Source organism: Paenibacillus sp. Y280 (genome assembly GCF_056786335.1).
Genome location: NZ_JBXCIW010000013.1, coordinates 97,007 through 115,836 on the forward strand (window position 1 = coordinate 97,007; position 18,830 = coordinate 115,836).

13 protein-coding genes are annotated in these 18,830 nt (G+C 47.9%); 12 read left to right on the top strand and 1 reads right to left on the bottom strand.

Translation table 11 applies throughout. From position 1 onward, the window contains the following. The first annotated feature begins 155 nt into the window (after nt 1-155). The 11 genes from AC1TPC_RS17550 to AC1TPC_RS17600 all read left to right on the top strand — a co-directional run bounded on the left by AC1TPC_RS17550 (nt 156) and on the right by AC1TPC_RS17600 (nt 16,054). On the top strand, nt 156-830 hold the full coding sequence (locus tag AC1TPC_RS17550) for a tetratricopeptide repeat protein (RefSeq protein WP_482068105.1): 675 nt from the start codon (nt 156-158) through the stop codon (nt 828-830). A gap of 124 nt (nt 831-954) precedes the next feature. Continuing rightward, on the top strand, nt 955-2,709 hold the full coding sequence (locus AC1TPC_RS17555) for a sensor histidine kinase (protein ID WP_482068106.1): 1,755 nt from the start codon (nt 955-957) through the stop codon (nt 2,707-2,709). A gap of 133 nt (nt 2,710-2,842) precedes the next feature. Further along, nucleotides 2,843-4,456, top strand: a complete 1,614-nt coding sequence (locus tag AC1TPC_RS17560; RefSeq protein WP_482068107.1) for an SWIM zinc finger family protein — start codon at nt 2,843-2,845, stop codon at nt 4,454-4,456. Next, on the top strand, nt 4,453-7,356 hold the full coding sequence (locus AC1TPC_RS17565; protein ID WP_482068108.1) for a DEAD/DEAH box helicase: 2,904 nt from the start codon (nt 4,453-4,455) through the stop codon (nt 7,354-7,356). Before AC1TPC_RS17560 ends, AC1TPC_RS17565 begins: the two co-directional genes overlap by 4 nt. An 8-nt stretch (nt 7,357-7,364) precedes the next feature. After that, nucleotides 7,365-7,553, top strand: a complete 189-nt coding sequence (locus AC1TPC_RS17570; protein WP_482068109.1) for a hypothetical protein — start codon at nt 7,365-7,367, stop codon at nt 7,551-7,553. Between the two features lie 197 nt (nt 7,554-7,750). Continuing rightward, on the top strand, nt 7,751-9,109 hold the full coding sequence (locus tag AC1TPC_RS17575) for an extracellular solute-binding protein (protein WP_482068110.1): 1,359 nt from the start codon (nt 7,751-7,753) through the stop codon (nt 9,107-9,109). A gap of 97 nt (nt 9,110-9,206) precedes the next feature. Further along, nucleotides 9,207-10,088 carry a carbohydrate ABC transporter permease gene (locus AC1TPC_RS17580; protein WP_482068111.1) on the top strand — a complete coding sequence of 294 codons (882 nt, stop codon included), beginning with the start codon at nt 9,207-9,209 and terminating at the stop codon, nt 10,086-10,088. After that, entirely contained in the window at nt 10,088-10,933 is an 846-nt protein-coding gene (locus AC1TPC_RS17585; RefSeq protein ID WP_482068112.1) for a carbohydrate ABC transporter permease, read from the top strand. Before AC1TPC_RS17580 ends, AC1TPC_RS17585 begins: the two co-directional genes overlap by 1 nt. A 21-nt stretch (nt 10,934-10,954) precedes the next feature. Further along, on the top strand, nt 10,955-12,766 hold the full coding sequence (locus tag AC1TPC_RS17590; RefSeq protein WP_482068113.1) for a cache domain-containing sensor histidine kinase: 1,812 nt from the start codon (nt 10,955-10,957) through the stop codon (nt 12,764-12,766). Next, nucleotides 12,763-14,382, top strand: coding sequence for a response regulator transcription factor (locus AC1TPC_RS17595; RefSeq protein WP_482068114.1), 1,620 nt, complete (start codon nt 12,763-12,765; stop codon nt 14,380-14,382). Before AC1TPC_RS17590 ends, AC1TPC_RS17595 begins: the two co-directional genes overlap by 4 nt. A 55-nt stretch (nt 14,383-14,437) precedes the next feature. Next, nucleotides 14,438-16,054: a glycoside hydrolase family 3 protein gene (locus AC1TPC_RS17600; RefSeq protein WP_482068115.1), complete on the top strand. Its 1,617-nt coding sequence runs from the start codon at nt 14,438-14,440 to the stop codon at nt 16,052-16,054. Nucleotides 16,055-16,568: 514 nt separating this feature from the next. On the opposite strand, the gene AC1TPC_RS17605 is transcribed toward AC1TPC_RS17600, so the two are convergent. Beyond that, the gene (locus AC1TPC_RS17605; RefSeq protein WP_482068116.1) at nt 16,569-17,711 is read right to left on the bottom strand and encodes a YfbR-like 5'-deoxynucleotidase; all 1,143 of its coding nucleotides are present in this window, start codon (nt 17,709-17,711) and stop codon (nt 16,569-16,571) included. A 116-nt stretch (nt 17,712-17,827) separates the two neighbouring features. On the opposite strand from AC1TPC_RS17605, the gene AC1TPC_RS17610 reads away from it, so the two are divergent. Then, nucleotides 17,828-18,805: a bile acid:sodium symporter family protein gene (locus AC1TPC_RS17610; protein WP_482068117.1), complete on the top strand. Its 978-nt coding sequence runs from the start codon at nt 17,828-17,830 to the stop codon at nt 18,803-18,805. The last annotated feature ends 25 nt before the right edge of the window (nt 18,806-18,830 follow it).

Below are 18,830 nucleotides of genomic sequence, written 5' to 3' on the forward strand. Positions count from 1 at the left end.
GCCTATTTATTATTCATCTCTTGGATATAGTGATAATTTGCTAGTTTTGCTCAATAATCGTTAAAATTATGGTATAATAGAACCATATTTGGACAATAAATCGCCGTTTTTTGAGTGCAAGGTGAAAGTGATCACCGAATTTATAGGGGGATAAGATGTTAAAATTTAGTCTATTCGTATTTTTGATTTGGTTGTTCGGCAACCCATTTATCGCTATCCTCGTTATGCTTATCCTGCTTTATATGCTGGATCGGCGCTTTGTTGGATTGACGCCAAGCCTTTTTAAACCATTAAAGAGAATGTCGAGAATAAGAAAACTGAGACAACAAATAGACAGCTCGCCAAATGATGTGTCATCAAAGCATGAGCTCGCCCGGTTGCTGCTTGAGAGGAAGAAATACAGCGAAGCATTGCGGTGGCTTGAACCGCTGCAGCATACGCTGGACGATTCCGCTGAGTTCTGGGATGACCTAGGCATGAGCTACTTGTATACAGGTGAAGAGGATAAGGGCGTAGCCAGCATGCTTCGCGGGCTTGAACTTAATCCGCGTGTCAAATACGGCGCTCCCTATTTACGATTTGCGTCCCATTATTCGAAGGATCAGATAGACAAGGCTCTAACGTATATAAAAGATTTTCAAGCTATCAATTCCTCTTCCTGCGAGGCTTATGATCAGCTAACCACTATTTATAAGAAGCTTGGAAACACGCAGGAAGCAAAGCGTACTACCGAGGAAGGGCTGCGAATTTACCGCATGCTTCCGCGTTATAAGAAGCGTCAGGAACGTAAATGGGCCGTTCGTTTATTTTGGAAGAAGATCACCGGTTAAACGTTAGCTGTCGCATCCTTCTCTTCGATTGCTCGCGCATTTGTTATCATTTGTTAGTCGAAATAGTATTGTCGTTTGGTTTAGGATGCTACATAATGAAAGCTAATATAGATAGAAGGGCAAGATGCAGGAGATGCAACGCAACATATGGCTTGTGGCGATCAGCGTTATCGTCGTTTTAGTTTTATTGAATAATACGGCTTATTATTTTCTTACCCAAAAAACGCTGGAAGACTCTTTTAACGAAGAACTCCTGAATCATGCGAATCGACTTCAAATTTCCCTTGAGCAATCTCGCGAAGGCTCCGAGCTATTCCAAAATCAGCTTGGACGCGAACTGCGTACCGCTTCGATTGCCATCCAATATGCGCTTGATCCCGATATCGAGAAAGTAACGTCAGAGCAGCTGATGGAGCTGCGCGACAAGCTGGACCTCAGCCACATCACGCTTCTAAAAAAGCTGCCCGATGACATCGTGTTATACAAATCGTCAAACGAGAAGCAAGTGAACACGAGTACCAAAACGTGGAAGCCGTGGTACGAGGTGTTTAACCAGCTGTTCGAGAACAAGAACGCTACTGTGGACTGGCTTGGGCAATCGCTTCCGAATTTCTGGAGCGGACCGTTCGAGGTATCTACGACCAATGTGGATAAGCTCAACAAATGGGGCTACTATTACGACGGAGCGACCAATTATATTATAGACCCGTATGTGGATTATGAGCGGCAGGAAGCGTATGAGAACGCCACGGGCGTTCATCGCATGATCGAAAATTCGGTCCAAACCAGCGATTCCTTATTAGAAATTGCATTCATTAACCCGGAAACGTTCCCGGATGGGAAAGAAACGATTAATCCGGAGGGCCTTGTGCAAGGTCATAAAGTACAAGAGCCGATCTTTTATGGCTCGTATACGATAAAGACTGCGCAGGATACGAGCTTGGTGCGCAAAGCTTATTTCTCAAAAAAGACAGTTACCCTTAGGGAAAATGTCAATGGCAAAGAAATTTACAAAATGTACATTCCGACATTCGTTAACGAAAAAGGCATCAACATAACGGATCGAGATGGCCGGCCGATGAATAGCTACGTACTGATGCTTACTTCTGATTATCATGTTATTCAAGAAAAGCTGGATTCACAGTTTCTTAATTTAGGCATTATTATTGTTATCGTAACCTTCTTAAGCTTGTTGATTGCCGTTGTTGCGATGAGATACTACAGACACTCGCGCGATAAGGTCGTTCGTGTCACGCAAGAGACCTATGTGGATGAGATCAATCAAATGTTCCAATCGATAAGGGCGCAAAGACATGATTTCTTGAATCATGTACAGACGATTCATTCATTGGCGGAGCTCGATAAATCGCAGGAGCTCGTTGCGTATACGAAGGAGCTGACCGGCGATATTCGGATGATGAACGATATTATCAATATCGGAAATCCGGCCATAGCGGCGCTTGTGCGCTCGAAAATTTCGCAAGCGGAAAGCAATAAAATTCAGTTCAGCTGCTCGTTTACAGGACTTAATATGCAGGAGATGGGCGTTAGGACGCTAGATGTCAATCGCATGCTCGGCAACTTGATCGATAATGCGTTTGACGAGGTGCTAAAATATGCCGAGGATAGCCGCCACGTAACCCTTGCCGGCAAGCAGACGGCCGATTTCCTTGAGTTTACGGTGACGAATACATGCGAAAATGCGGATGAAGCGATAGCGAAGCCGATTTTCGAAGCTGGCTATTCGACTAAGCAGCAGGACCATCAGGGCTTAGGGCTCTCCATCGTCAAATCGATCGCGAAGCAGTACAAAGGAGACGTATACGTAACAGCGGAGCCTGCCGGGAAATTGACTTTCATCGTGAAAATGCCATTATAATACAAAGAGCGCCATACCGACTGAACCTAATGTCGGGAAGGCGTTTTTATTTCTTTGACGCCAAATGATGGCAACAGCCGTTTCCGCTTGGTATAATAGAAAGAATGCAAGTGAACGGAAAGGAAGCGGGTGAATGTCTGTAATGCGCCTCAATGAAAAGCTGCACGCGCTGATTGAACAACAGTTAAACGTTCACGTCGAGACGACAATTATGAAGCGAGGCTGGCTATATTACATGGAAGGCAAAGTGAACAGCGCAAATGAGGGCAGCTCTGATCATTTGTATGGCGTCGTTCAGGGCTCGGATCTTTACGCTGTCATCTTGGATGCCAGTAATTTGCGGTACAGCTCCTGTACCTGTCCATATACCGGTTTTTGCAAGCATATGGCTGCTGTTTATTTTCAATATTGCAGTCAGCAGGAAGGAGGGCATAGCCTTGCGGAACGATCCTATTTTCGCTTATTAGGACTCTCATCTGCTAGTTCGCTGCTTAACACTTCTCAGACTGCGAGGGCTGAAGTACAGCCGCAATTGCCAGTCGCTCCCCGTGATCCAGGTACTCTCGCAACCGCTGAAGAGTGGCTGATCTGGATGGAAGAGACGCATGGCGAAGTATGGCGGAAGTGCCGGCATTCTTTGCATGCCCTTCAGCCGCTATTATCTTCATTGAAGGGGCTGTCCAAGGATTGGGAGAAGCCGATGCAGCGATTGCACTGGTCAACGGCCATCCTCTTTGTCCTGGAGCAAGCGGAGCGGGCCATTAATACAGTGGATTCGTTCAGCAGATATTATCATGAAATGTCGTTCATCCGCATGGCAGAGCCATGGGTGGAGCATCTATATACGCTAATATCCGAATTAACGCCAGCTGAGATGGAGCCGAAGGAAGAGGCTTGGGCGGATGCATTGATCGCTCATGTGAAAATTTGGGCATCGAGCACGGAGCGGCAGCTCTTTGATTGGGAATATATTTACTTGGTCTTCTGCGAGAAGCTTTCGGAAAACCGCGGATGGTTTGAGCGCGAGCTGGCTGCGATGGTTGAGCTGTCGAAGGCTGAAGAAGCGGAGGGCGCCAACAAGGCTTTTCTGCATACCGCGATTGGCATTATGTACTTTTTTGATCGGAAAGACGAACAAGCTATCCATCATTTTTCTTTGACGAGCTTTGAGCGTTCGCAGAAGGTGATGTATCCATGCGCGGCGCAGCGGATGGAAGAAGGAAAATGGGATCATGTGCAGCACTGGATGAGCTTTCTGTTCGAGCGTGTCTACAAAGTGAAAAATGGCCGATCGGTGGGCCCGTTTCTAACCCTGTGCCGCAGAGCCGATCTTGACCGTCCTGATTTGCAGATATGGACCGATTATATGACGCAATTGCTGCCTCATTCCTATTCAGAATTATCTGACCATTGGCTGGATCAGAAGCGTTATGAGGAATGGGCGGATTTGCAGATGCTCGTAGGGTCCCGTCCGGAGGATGTTGGCGCTTCTGCGCTGCGTGAAATTGCCAAGCTTGCGCCGCGAGCGTTAATGCCGCTTTATCATCAGTCGGTAGAGGCATCCATTCAGACTCGCAATCGGCAGGGTTACCGAATAGCGGTGAAGCAGCTGAAGAAATTAGAGCGATTGTATAAAGCCGATAAGGATGTACCGAGATGGGATCAATATATAGCAGGACTTGTACGCAAGCATCAGCGGCTTAGAGCATTTCAGGAAGAGCTGTGGAAAGGGAAAATCGTTACATGAAAACATACATTGGCGCGCGTAAGTTAATGATTGACGGATTTTGGAACGAAGATGAGGGCGATGCCTCCGTTCTGTTAAGCGCAGTCGATCGGAAGGATGCGGCCGATGGCAAGCTGCGCTCCTTGTTGTTTGCATGGCATAAGGCATCCTGGTTCGGCGCGGATATTGAAGAGATTAGCTTAGGTGAACGCAAGCTTCTCAAAGTGCCGCCGCTGCTCGCTATGGATTATTTGTCCTCGCCGCAGCATGTGCGTCTGCTTCAATTGGAATGGACGGATCGATTGTCCGTACTGATGAGGATGGCAGAGCAAATACGTACTGTCTTGATCAATGGCTGGTTTATGCCCGATTGGGACCGCTGGACGGACGATGTGCGGAGCTGGCGAGTGGCCATTCCCGAGCAGGAGATCGATTTAAACCGGGCATGGAACGACAATGTGCAGGCCGCCCTTCAAAATGGCGATAAAGGAATTGAGAATTGGTTAAGCGGCGCTGTCGAGCAAATGATCGTAGAAAACGAGCAGGCTGCACGGGCATGGAAAGATATTGGCATGGCTTCAGGCGAAGCGGTGCTTAGAAGGAAATCAGCCGATGAGGAAGATTGGCTGATCGCTATTGGTCTTCGCAAGGATGTTCTTCCTTTCCGCACTGCCCTTCAGCTCGTAGAGCCTATGGAGTCGTCCCTCTGGCGGCTTCGCCCCGTGCTTCAGGATCGTGAGGGAGGCTCGTGGCTGCCTATACGCTTCAACGAAAATGGGGATGGCTGGGAGGCGGAAACGGAGGATGACCGTACGATTCCAGCAGAGTGGCTGCCGCATCTAGACGGGAAGCTTGCCAAGGAGCAGCTGAAATGGACAACGGCTTTGCCGGAGTTGAAAGATACGCATGATGAAGGCAGGCTTAGGGAACAGCTGTCCGACAATGAAGCGTGGAAATTTTTAGAGGAAGCAAGCGTTCGTCTGCTCGAAGCCGGTTGTCCGGTGCTTCTGCCAGGCTGGTGGGAAGCGGTTCGCTCGCGGAAGCTGCGGTTAAGAGCCAAGATGAAGTCATCAGTGGGATCAGCTGCGCAGCCGATGTTTGGGCTTGATCAAATCGTGCAATTTGATTGGAAGCTAGCGCTTGGCGACGTCAATCTGACCGAGGCGGAGTTTCTGCATCTAGCGGAGCAGAACCGCAGACTATTCAATATTGGCGGCGAATGGGTTCATTTGGACCCGCAGGATGTGACGCAAATCAAACAATGGCTGAAGCGAATGGGCAAGCGCAAAGGACTCTCTTTCCGTGACGTTCTGGAAATGCATCTCAAAGGTGGCATTCCACTCGATGATACTGGCGAGCTGGACCATGACTTGGAAGCGGAGGTCGAGCTGAATGAGCATTTAACGTCTTGGCTTGCGCAGCTGCAGCAAACCTCGCAAATACCGCTTGCCGAAATACCGCCAACTTTTTTGGGCGAGCTTCGCCCCTATCAGCTGGAGGGCGTATCCTGGCTGCTGTTTCTAAGGAGATTCGGACTTGGCGGTGTGCTTGCGGACGATATGGGTCTTGGCAAAACGATTCAGTTTATGGCTTATCTCGTCTATATAAAGGAGAGAAAGCTGCAATCTGGCGGCCCATCCCTGCTCATTTGTCCGACGTCAGTTATTGGCAACTGGGAGAAGGAGCTTGAAAAGTTTGCGCCGTCGCTTCAAGTGATGCTGCATTATGGCAATAAGCGGGATAAAGGAGAGCAATTCCGCGATTCGGTTGCGGGTGCTGATCTGGTCATAACCTCTTACTCGCTCGCACAGCTTGACGAGGAGGATTTAGGCTTGGTCGATTGGGATGCGCTTTGCCTTGATGAGGCGCAAAACATTAAAAATATATATACCAAGCAGTCAACAGCAATCAGGCGTCTGCCGGCAGGGCATCGCATTGCGCTGACGGGCACACCGATGGAGAACCGGCTGACTGAGCTATGGTCGATCTATGATTTCATTAATCCCGGTTATTTGGGCAATATTAACGAATTCCGGAAGGAAGTCGTGACGCCCATCGAGAAAACGCGGGATGAGAAGCTGATCGCCGGACTCCAGCGCTGGGTGAAGCCATTTATGCTGCGCAGAATCAAGAAGGACCCTGCGATCCAGCTGTCGCTGCCGGATAAGAATGAATCGAAAACCTATATGACGTTAACGGCAGAGCAAGGCGCCATGTATGAGAACCTAGTGGCTGATCTGCTGGAAAATCTCGATAAGCTCGGACCGATGCAGCGCAGAGGACTTATTCTTGCCGCATTAACGAAGCTGAAGCAGTTATGCGATCATCCTTCTCTGCTTGCCGATGAGGAAAAAACCGCTTTATGGGAAATCGACCGTTCTAATAAAGTGGCTAGACTGCTTGAAATGTGCGAGGAGATCGCTGCCGAAGGCGAGCGCTGTCTCATCTTCACGCAATATATCGAAATGGGACATCAGCTTCAGCAGCTGCTTGAGGAGAAGCTTGGCTTGCCTGTGCCGTACTTGCATGGCGGAGTGCCAAAGGCGAAGCGTGATCAAATGATCGAGCAATTCCAAAATACAGAGGAGCCTTGCTGCGCATTTGTGCTCTCGCTGAAGGCGGGCGGCACGGGGCTTAACCTGACCGCTGCGAACCATGTGTTCCATTTTGACCGCTGGTGGAATCCTGCGGTCGAGAATCAAGCGACCGACCGGGCATTCCGAATCGGCCAGACAAGAGAGGTTCACGTGCATAAGTTCATTACACTTGGCACGCTGGAGGAGAAGATCGACGAGATGATCGATCGGAAGCAGTCGCTGAACGACCAAGTCGTCGGTCAATCAGAGCAGTGGATAACGGAGATGTCTACCGCCGATCTGAGGGAGCTTTTTGCACTGCGAAAAAGCTGGTTGAAGGGATGATGATATAAATGTTAGACGGCAGCTTGCGGGCCAAACAGGAGAAATTGTCGCTCGAGAAGACAAAAGCGAATCTAATGTCCCAAACTTCACATACGGAAGTGGAAAAGTCGCCCGCGTATGGTCAAAATGAAGGCGCTAATCCGGAATGGCGAAGATTTTACGAAGTCATTAAAGAAATAACGCTTGATATGCGCTAAAATAAGCTAGACTACATGACATAAGCCTGCCTGGGAAAAGTAACCCGGCGGGCTTTAAATTTTTATCCCTCTAATCCAAAATAAGAGGATAGTATCCCTAACTCGTCGGTATTTGGACCTCCTTACGTTTGTTCAAGGGCGACTATAATAAGGATGCGAGGTAAACAAGAAGCACTATAAACGAGGAGGTCTTCCCAATGAAAAAGCAACACACACTACTTGCCACCCTTTTAGTATCGATCATGTTGGTCGCATCGGCATGCGGTACGAGCAACAATGCAGGGACGAACAAAAACGCAGGTGCAAACAGTACAAGCACACCTGCTGAGACACCTGCAGATGCTAAGGACGTTACCTTGTCCCTGCGCCATACGCAAATTAAAGAAACGAGCAAAACTCGTTTGAAAATTTTAGAAGACGTCGTTGCCAAAACACAGGAAGAAAACAAAGGCCTTACCTTCAAGCTTGAAGGCATTGACGAGATCGTTAATCGCGATCAAAAGCTGAAAGCTGAGATGGCAGCCGGCAATCCTCCTGATATTTTCGAAGTATTCGGAGGTGCTGACCTTAATCTTTATGTAAAAGCGAATCGCATGCTGGACTTGACTCCAATCATTGCAGAGCTTGGCCTAACAGACAAGTTTGCGAGCTTGGACGAGTTTACGGTAGACGGTAAAGTATTCGGCCTGCCTTTCGGCGGATACAGCGAAGCCATTTTCTACAATAAGAAAATTTTCACCGAGCTAGGCTTGGAAACTCCTAAAACATGGGCTCAATTGCTTGATATTTCTGAGAAAATCAAAGCAGCCGGCTACACGCCATTCGGTTTGGCTGCCAAAGACGGCTGGGTTAACGGCATGTTGTGGAACACCGTTATGGAACGCAACGTTGGTATCGATGCATTCAGCAAAGTGGTATCCGGCGAAGCGAAATGGACAGACGAGAACTTCGTTAAAGGCTTTGCTTCCTACGCAGAGCTTGTGAATAAGGATTTCTTTACAAAAGGCGCTCTAGGTCTTGCTTATGCTGACCAAGGTGCACAATTGCTTTCCGGCAAGGCAGCTATGGTGTTCACAGGAACTTGGGATGCGAACCGCTTCTCAGGCGACGAAGCAGGTGATCTGAAAGGTCAAATCGGTTACTTCGCATTCCCATCCATCGATGGCGGCGCAGGCGACCAAACTTCTATCAACGCATCGTATTCAAATGGTTTTGGCTTCTCTGCAAACCTTGATGAAAATCAAGTAGCAGCAGCTAAGAAATTTATCGCGAACTTCTTCACAGAAGAAGTGCAAAAACGTACGTTGGTTGAAGACAAATTGCTTCCTTCCATGAAGCTGAGCGATCTGTCCGGCGTAGACCCGCTTACAACTGAAATTTTGACGGTAATGGCTGACGCTTCCTCTTCTTGGAAAGCTTACGATGCAATCGTTCAACCAGCAGTTGGCGCTGACGTTAACGTCGGCATTCAAGAGCTGATCGGTAAAGTATCGACTCCGGAAAAAGTAGCAGAAAAAATTCAAGCTTCGCAAGATAAGGCTAACGCGGCTAAGTAATTGTATGACATTACAATCGTTCCTGATGGACGAGAGGGTGTCCTTCCTTCCAGGAGGACACCCTTTTTAACGCCAGTCAGCATAAAAGGAGGACATTATGAACAAAGCTCTCAAAAATCCAATTACTTACGTGGCGTTCATTATTCCGACGCTTGCTTTATACGCTTTGTTTTTTGTTTACCCCGTCATCGTATCGTTTGTTTATGGCTTCTTTCGTTGGGACGGCATTACCGAGAAGGTGTTTATCGGCTTCGATAACTTTACGAGATTGTGGCAGGATGAGGTTTTTAGAAAAGCACTATTGAACAATTTTTACTTTATGGCTTTTTCCTTAATTGTGAACATTCCGCTCGTCTTCTTGATCTCGATCATTATCAGCAAAGTTAGACGGATGCGTAACTTTTACAAATCGGCCGTATTTGTGCCGGTTGTCATATCGACAGCTACAGTCGCAATATTGTTCGGCGTGCTGTACAACTATGATTCGGGTATGATCAATCAGTTTATTCGTCTGGCTGCTCCTGAGAGCTGGGCGCGTGAATGGTTGTCCGATCCCAAGCTTGCGATGCTCTCCATTCTAATTGCGAACGCATGGCAAAATATCGGCTTCTTCATTGTGCTATGTTTGGCAGCGATTCTAAACATTCCGAAAGAGATCGTCGAAGCTTCCAAGCTCGATGGCGTTAACGGCTGGCAAGAAACATGGTCTATTACGCTGCCCCTCGTCAGACCTATCCTGTTCGTTATGCTGCTGCTCACCGTTTCGGGAACGATGAAGGTGCTTGATATCGTGCAAATTATGACGAATGGCGGTCCGTTTCAATCCACGGAGGTTATGTCGACTTATATGCTTAAAGTAGGGTTTCGTTCGCTCGAGCTTGGTTATGGAAGTGCAATCGGGGTAGCGATGTTCATCATTATTTTAGTGCTTACAGGTATTTTGCAACGCATCACGAAAAGCGAGGAGGTGCAATACTGATGAAACGTTCCGGTAATTCACAATGGTGGATGCATTCTTTTTTAGTTGGCTATGTCGTCGTATTGCTCTTCCCTTTGCTGTGGCTATTCATGTCTTCCTTCAAAACGAATCGCGAGATCACAGTCAATACATGGGCACTGCCAACCAGCTTTAATTTTGACAATTACGTTGCCGCATGGCAAACCGCAAATATCGGCAAATATGCTTGGAATAGTACGGTTGTCACGGTTATCGCATGTGTGCTTACGCTGCTGTTTGCCGCGATGACCTCGTTCGCAATTGCGCGCATGAAATACAAGAAAATGAACAAAACGATTTACCAATTTATTTTGCTCGGCCTGATCGTACCTCCGGGTGCTTTATTTATTCCGTTGTACCGTTTGGTTCAAGGCATCAAGGTGTTTGGTCATCCATTATATGATACGCATTGGTCGCTAATTTTGGTATACTGCACATATGCATTGCCGATTACCGTGTTTATTATATATGCTTTTATGTTATCGATTCCAAATGAATTGGAAGAAGCGGGAATTGTGGACGGGCTTGGCGCGACCGGCTTGTTTTTCAAAGTTATTATTCCGATCTCCTTGCCAGCGCTTGTAACCGTATTTATTTTAAATTTTATTTCCAATTGGAACGAATATATTTTATCCCAGCTATTTATTACGTCTGAATCGCTCAAAACGCTGCCTACCGGCATGGCTACCTTTAATGATGGCTATCGCACCAACTTTGCATCGCTTTCCGCGGCGGTCATTATAAGCATCATTCCGGTTCTAGTCGTGTATATGTTCTTGCAGCGTCAAATCATAGAAGGCATGACGGCGGGCAGCGTAAAAGGGTAAATAGAAGAAGGAGTCTACTAGATGAACTTGAGACCGAAATTGATGCTTGCTTTTATTTGTCTAATTATCATTCCGATGATTGGCCTCGGCATATTCTCTTTTCTAAATTCAGAGACGCTGCTCGAGAAAAAATATAGTGAGCAAACGGAAATTTCGCTCAAGGCGGTAGGAGGAAACATTCGTTACTTTTTTCGCGAGCTGGATCAGCTCTCCGACGGTAATCTGACAAGCTCAGAGGTGCAGGATACGCTCAAATACAGCACGTACACGAATAATGACGCAAGCACGCTTATTGCCATCAACCAAGCGGAGAAGGAAATGAAACGGATCTTGTTTCAGCATCCAGCTGTAAGCTTTGTCGTGATGTATGCGAAGGACGGGACGATGTTCCGCTCCTATCGCAATGATCCGACGACGTTCAAGCCTATATCGTTCGATATGCTGAAGGCGCATTCCACTTATAAAGAAGTGATGGAGCTTGGCGGTCGTCCGTTATGGATCGGTCCGTATGAGCAGCGGGAGCTGACAGGTGTTGAGCCGCCGCTGTTTACACAGATGCGCGTTGTAAAGGATATCGAGTCGTTTAACGATCTTGGTGTCATGATTACGCAGTATAAGACAGAAGAGATTTCGAGCATGCTCAAAGCGTTCCAAAATCCGCAAGCCGATGCTGCTGAAACCAGATATCTAATCGTTAACAAATCAGGTCTTATTATGCTGGACAGCAAAAGCGAATATGACGGTCATAACATTAATGAACAGACCAATGCGCTTCCGCAGCAGACGAATAACTATATGAGCGCTAGGGTGAAGTTCGAGGGTGTAGACAGTCTTGTTTCCTCCTATCAGCTCGATCGCAATGAATGGATTCTCGTCTCGGTTAAGCCTTGGAATTCGCTCACGAATGAGAATGTACGGTTCATGCAATGGATTGGCATGATTACCGTTCTTGGCTTGCTCTCGGCAGTTCTCTTCAACGTCTTCTTCGTGAACCGCGTAGCCAAATCGATCATCAAGGTCGTCCGCAAAATGAGGCTGGTCGAGCAGGGCTTGCTCGACATTCGCGTGACCGCGCAGGGCAAAGACGAGACGGTGCTGCTCGCAAACAGCTTTAACAGTATGGTGGAGCGAATCGGAAATTTGCTTAGCGAAGTGCGCACAGAGCAGGCTCGCAAGCAGCATGCAGAGATGATGCTGATGCAGGCACAAATTAAGCCGCATTTCCTCTTTAATACACTGGAGTCGATCAACGCGCTCGCCGCGCAAAACGAAGGTGCAAAAATTATGCTGATGGTGCGTAGATTAAGCAATCTGCTGCGCACAAGCATGCATCATTCAGAAGAAATAAAGATACATCAAGAAATTGAGCATGTTCGCAGTTATTTGGAAATTCAGAAGTACCGTTTCGAGGAGCTGTTCAGCTATGTGCTGAACGTTCAAGAAGAAGCGCTTGAATATACAATATTGAAGCTGACGCTTCAGCCCCTTGTCGAAAACAGCATTCAGCATGGGTTTGACGGTTATGAGGATGGTCAAGGCATCATCTCGATAGATGTTGCCGCCGAGCCTCATTCCATCGTCATAATGGTGAGTGATAATGGACTCGGTATGAGCAATGGCGTGCTAACTAAGCTTGCGAATGGGTTGAATCCTTCCAGGAAGCAGCCAAATGCTGTTGAGATGGGGGAAAGAAGAGGGCTTGGCCTGCAAAATGTAGCTGATCGACTTCGCATTCATTATGGCCCGGCTTATGGCATATGGATTTGCAGCCAGGAGGGCAGCGGTACCGTTATTCGTTGTGTAATTCCGAAGAGCAGAGGTGATCAGTTATGACCGGGAAGGTTCTCTTAGTCGATGATGAAGCGCATATTACGAGAAATCTAGAAAAGGTTATTCCCTGGGAAATGCTTGGACTTACGGTTGGCGGTACGGCCAAAAACGGCGTCGAAGCGCTGGAATTGATGGAGAAGCAGACGTTCGATTTGTTGCTGTGCGATATTAGGATGCCAGTTATGGACGGTTTGGAGCTGATACGTCAAATACGCGAGAAAGAGATGGCTTGCGACATTATCATGCTGTCGGGGTATCAAGATTTCGCATATACGCGAACGGCTATTCAATTTGGCGTCAATGATTATATTTTGAAGCCCATTCCGTACGATGAATTAACCGGTGTCATTGCTAGAGTGATGTCGAGCCAGCGAAGCAAGCAGAAGCAGCAGCAAGAAGAGAAGCAGAAGCTTGGCAGAATGATTGATCTGGCAAGCGAGAAGATTTTATACGACATCATTATGGACTACACCGATGTTACCGCAGATAACTGGCTATTGACCGGCGATGAACAGGAGCTGAAGCAGCAGCAGTTCGTCTTAATTGTGCTTGATCTAGACGTTAGCTCTGAGAAAACGAAGGATTGGCGCGATTGGTCAGACAAGGAACGAAAGCTGTGGAATTTTGCTGTGTGCAACGTGCTTCGCGAGAAGCTGCAGCAAAATGGGCTGCATCATGCTGTCATTCAAATTCGCGATGGCGAATGGTGCGTACTAATTGAAGTGGAGAAAGCAGCTGAGTTTAACTTTTCGCACATTAACACATGGGCCGAAATGCTGCTGGATGCGATAAAGAGCCATGTGAAGCTGTCTTTGTTTGCAGGCATATATCGGGGTTTTGCATCGGTTGCCGATTTGTCCCAAGCTTATAAGCAGGTTCAGCAGGGGATGCAAATTACGCCGGTACATGACGTCATTACACTCTATCCGTCCGAACAGCAAAAATCATTGCAAGCGGATCACGCGTTCTGGGAAACGGCAGAAAAAATTATCGGAGCAGTCAAACGTGGTGATACAAAAAGCGTAGACTTCGAGCTTAATGGCATTACTGAGCTGCTGCAGCGAATGAACGAGCCCTCGCTTAATCGTGTCAAGCCGCTGCTGCATTTTTTCGTCCTGCATCTCATGCGGGAGATGAAGGAGATGGGGGTATTCACGCGCGAGCAAGAGGATATGCTTTGGCGCAGGCTGGATCGCCGTTTTGGGATCAAGGATTTGCTGTCGGTTATTCGTCAGGTTACGAATACGGTTTCCGAGAAATCGTTGGATAAGAAGAAGCAATCGGAGCGCTCGATGACCGAGGCTAAGGCGTTTCTGGATCGCAACCTTTATCGCGATCTTAGCGTGGAGGAGTCGGCAACGCATGTTGGGCTAAGTACGTCATATTTCAGTCTGTTGTTTAAGCAGACATTTGGAGAAACGTTTATCGAATATATAACGCGCCAGCGGATGGAGCGTGCGAAGGCGATGCTGGCGGATACACCAAAGAGCGTAGCGCAAATCGCGAAGGAAGTCGGGTATGCGGAGCGGCGTTATTTTACGAAGGTATTTATGAAATATACGGGCGAGAATCCGACGGACTTCCGCAGCAGGCGACAGGATAATATGGGAAACAGCTAATATAAGGTTGTGCAGGCGTATGAGGGTTTCAAGTGCTGAGGGGATGGGGAAGGTAATGACGTTAGAGCGTGAATGGCAAAGCTGGAGCCTGAATAAGAAAATCGGGCAATTATTTGTATTTGGCTTTCATGGATATGAGCCAACCGAAAAAATTAAGCAGTTAATTGAAGCGAACGGCATTGGCGGTACGATCTATTTCTCGCGTAATGTGAAGAATGCGAAGCAGGTACATAAGCTTAGCGGAGACCTTCAGCACATTGCTAGGAATGCGGGACAGCCGCCCTTGTTCGTTGCGATTGACCAGGAGGGCGGCATGGTGGCACGACTGGTTGACGGCGTCACGCTGATGCCGGGCAATATGGCAATTGGAGCGGCGGGCCTTGCGGAAGGCGCAAGTGAAACGGCGCGCGTATGCGGCGAGGAGCTGCGCCTGCTAGGCGTAACGATGAATTATGCGCCATGTATCGACGTCAACAACAATCCGGACAATCCCGTTATTAATGTGCGTTCATATAGCGACCGCTCGTCGGTGGTGTCTGAGCTTGGCGCGGCAGCCGTACTTGGCTATCAGTCTGCTCGCGTGGCTGCGACAGTCAAGCATTTTCCGGGACATGGAGATACAGCAGTCGATTCCCATCATGCACTGCCTATATTGCTCCATGGACGTGAACGGTTGGAAGCGATCGAGCTAAAGCCGTTCCGTGCGGCAATTGAAGCGGGGACGGACTGCATCATGACTGCGCATGTCTGCTTGCCTGCTCTTGATCCGACCGGCGTACCTTCGACTTTGTCCGAGCCGGTTATTACGGGCTTGCTTCGCAAAGTGCTTGGCTATAACGGTATCGTCGTCACCGACTGCCTAGAGATGGACGCGATCGATAAAACATATGGTCCCGAGCAGGGTGCGATTAAAGCGCTGCAAGCTGGAGCAGATATGGTGCTTATTAGCCATACGTTCGAGAAGCAATGGGCTGCACTTGAAGCAGTAATCGCTGCAGTTCAGAATGGTGAGCTATCCGAAGCCCGTATTGACGAAGCTCTTAACCGGATAATGTCGCTTAAGGTGAAGCTTGGTCTGGAAGAGCCTTTACTGCCTTGGGATCAGGTTGAACCCGCAATTGGTACGGAAGCGAATAAAGCGGTTGCGAGAAGCTGGAGCGAAGCGTCAGTCACATTTGTGAAAAATGAAGGCGGCCTGCTGCCTCTGAGTCGCAGCGAAAGCACCCTCGTGCTGTGGCCAGACATCGTTCCTGTATCGGTAGCTGACGAAATGCTGTCCGGCGATGGATCGTTAGGCCAGTTCCTAAGCGAGTTTGGAGCTAATGTGGTAGAGCGTCAGATGAACAGCGACAATCCGCTTGCTGATTTAGCAAGTTTTGCACAAATTATCGTGGTCACCTACGATGCATCCAAACATCCGCTAGAGCGTGATATTGCACGCGAAGTCGTAAGGCTTGCTCCGGATCGAACGGCAGCTGTTTCGGTTCGGAATCCGTTTGATTTATTGCTTTATCCAGAGGTGAAAGCTTATGTTGCTGTCTATGAATGCAGACCGCTTGCGCTTGCTGCAGCGGCGAAAGCTTTGCTCGGCGATCTGAAGCCTGAAGGCAAGCTGCCGCTTGAAATATCGGCTGCATTTCCATTCGGCTGGAGCGCGGTTGCAGGCAGCTAGCTTGGCTAGGGTAAGAATATTGGACTGCGAGTGAATGATACTCGCGGTCTTTTTTTGCTTGAGGTGCTATTTGGTGTTAGCGGTTTGGAAAGACCATGAGAGCGAACAAGTGAGGATCTATTTTCTCAAGCACCAATCTCAAACACCAATCTCAAGCACCAATCTCAAACACCAATCTCAAGCACCAATCTCAAACACCAATCTCAAGCACCAATCTCAAACACCAATCTCAAACACCAATATTCAATTCACTCCACTGCAGCTGCTGTTACTGTCCAATCAATTTCTCTCAAACACACACCTAACTAAACTGCACTAAGTACAACAGAAAAGCCGTTTGAGCCGAAAATAGAGAGCTACACCGCAGTTTCTGCAACAGAATCATCTGTTACCGCTCATTTAGGAGTGGGTATGCATTTTCTGCTGCATTTCTGCAATGCAGCTCCAATAATTGCTAGTTATGTCAGGTTTCTGTTGCATAAAGTGCAGCAGGTGATGCTATCCTCGGAATCAGCTACTGTCCAATCAGGTTCGAGTAGGTCAAATCATGCAATATATACGCTAGGAAAAAAATAACGCATGGATTTTCGTAGCGATGCTGGATTTTTATGAGCTGGTTATAGTAGGTGTCGGCGTAATGAGGATTGTTGCGCATCTCGAGACTGGCCTTGATCAAAGCGTCCAGCTTGTCTGCAATATCGACCATTTCGCCGACATAGTCATCGGATTTGCTGTGCGCGATAAACTCGATCATGTCCTCATGAAAGATCTCTGGCAGCTTATTGATCATAAAACGGGCGGTTTCCTTCTCATACTGCTCGAACGCATGCTTGATGTCTGGGTTGTTGTGCTTGAAGTTCGCGACGACATCGCCGGACAACGCTTCGGGCAAATCATGCAGCGCAGCCTTAGCCAGCAGCTTATAAAGATCGATGTTTGTGCTTCCGAAGCGCTCGATTTCGAGTAAGCCATTAAATAAGGCAAGCGACGCTACTCGAAAGGAGTGTGTGGCATCATTGTCTGGAACGAGGTTGTAGCTGCCGTTCCAGCGCTTAACCGTGTCCAGATTGACGATGTATTGGATAAATTCGTAGAAGCCGTCCTGCTTGTCGTATTCGCTAAGCAGCCACTCGATGGATTCAAGCCTCGTATCAAGCAGAGCCTGCCTAAGCTCCTTATGCTTTGCATGGAAGAATGGGTTCGTATCGTATTTGGCTTCCCGGTGACAATACAGATAAGCATCCAGTGTATCAATCGCATCAACTAGCCTTCCGATATGTGTGTCATCCTGCGCATTGACGATATAATCATAGGCCTGCGGCTGGAGCGACTTTGAGAGATAGGAGACAATTTCTTTGCTGAGCTCCGCCTCGAAGTGTCGAATATGATTCATGACGAGCGATTCTTTCTTGGTGACATGCTTAATGGAGCCGGTTCCCGTATTGTTTAAATCGCCCCATAGACTTCTGGCGAGCAGCTTTAATTTGTCGAGCGGCTCGTTGCAAACTTTTTCCTCGATGATCCCAATTAGAATGGACAAAGCAGCGCATCTAAAGCTATGGGTGGAGGCATTGTCCTCGAAACGAGGCGCGTATTCGCTCCATCTAGGCACGTATTGCATGCGAATGATCGTATTGGTGAATTTACCGTTCTTCATCATTGTCTCCTTTGCCGACCATTAATTCAAGAGTTTCCGTTCATGAACAGGAGTGTCTATGCTATTATAAAGCTTATGTATAAAAACGACTAGATAAGGCAAATGAGGGAAATAGCATGCGTGAATTTGGTTTGGCCTTTAATCGGCATTTTGAAAGATGGATGTTTATCATTATTCCATGCTCCTTGATACTTGGTTTTATATTCGCTTCGCATCTGCAGCCTTTTATTAAATCCGTTCCTTATTTATTCGCCTATATAACGTTAACGATGGCTATCGGCTGCGGCTTGGGACAATTGCGCATTGTGATGAAAAGGCCTGGCATAATGGTGCTCACCTTCGTGATCGCACATGTGCTGTCCCCGCTTGCTGCGTACGCTCTTGGCACGCTCGTATTCGGAGCGGATTCTCCGTACGTCGTTGGACTCGTTTTGTTTACTATTATTCCAATCGGCGTCTCGACCGTTCTCTGGGTAGGAATGTCAGGCGGCAGCGTTCCGCTTATGCTGGCAATGGTGGTGCTTGATTCAGCGCTTAGTCCGCTTGTCGTGCCAGCTGGCATTCATCTGTTTTTTAAATCAGCGGTTGAGGTGAAGGCTGGGCCTATCATCATTGACCTGCTTGTCATTATCGTCCTTCCTACTATTATCGGTGTTGCTCTTAATCAAATGAGCAAGGGTCGCATTCAGCATGTTGTTCAGCCGTTCACTTCGCCGCTCTCCAAGCTTTGCTTCGTTGCGGTCGTCTCGCTGAATGCGTCAGCAATTGCGCCTCATCTGGATAAGCTGAAGCAGGATATGGTGCTGCTCGTGCCGCTTGTTGTTGTGCTAGTTGGCTTGTGTTACGCCCTTGGCTATATCGCAACGGCTTATCTTCGCAATAACGAGCAGCAGGTGACGGTGTCGTATGCGACCGGGATGCGCAATATTTCGCTCGGCATCGTGCTTGCGCTAGGCTACTTCAGCCCGCTTGCGGCTGTGCCCGTCGTATTGTCGATACTTATTCAGCAGCCGTTAGCTACTGTGCATCATTACGTTTTACAGAAACTTAACAAAAACAAGTCTGGCGAAAGTGCAGTGCCGCATGTACGATAAACGATGAATGTTAACGTCGCAACAA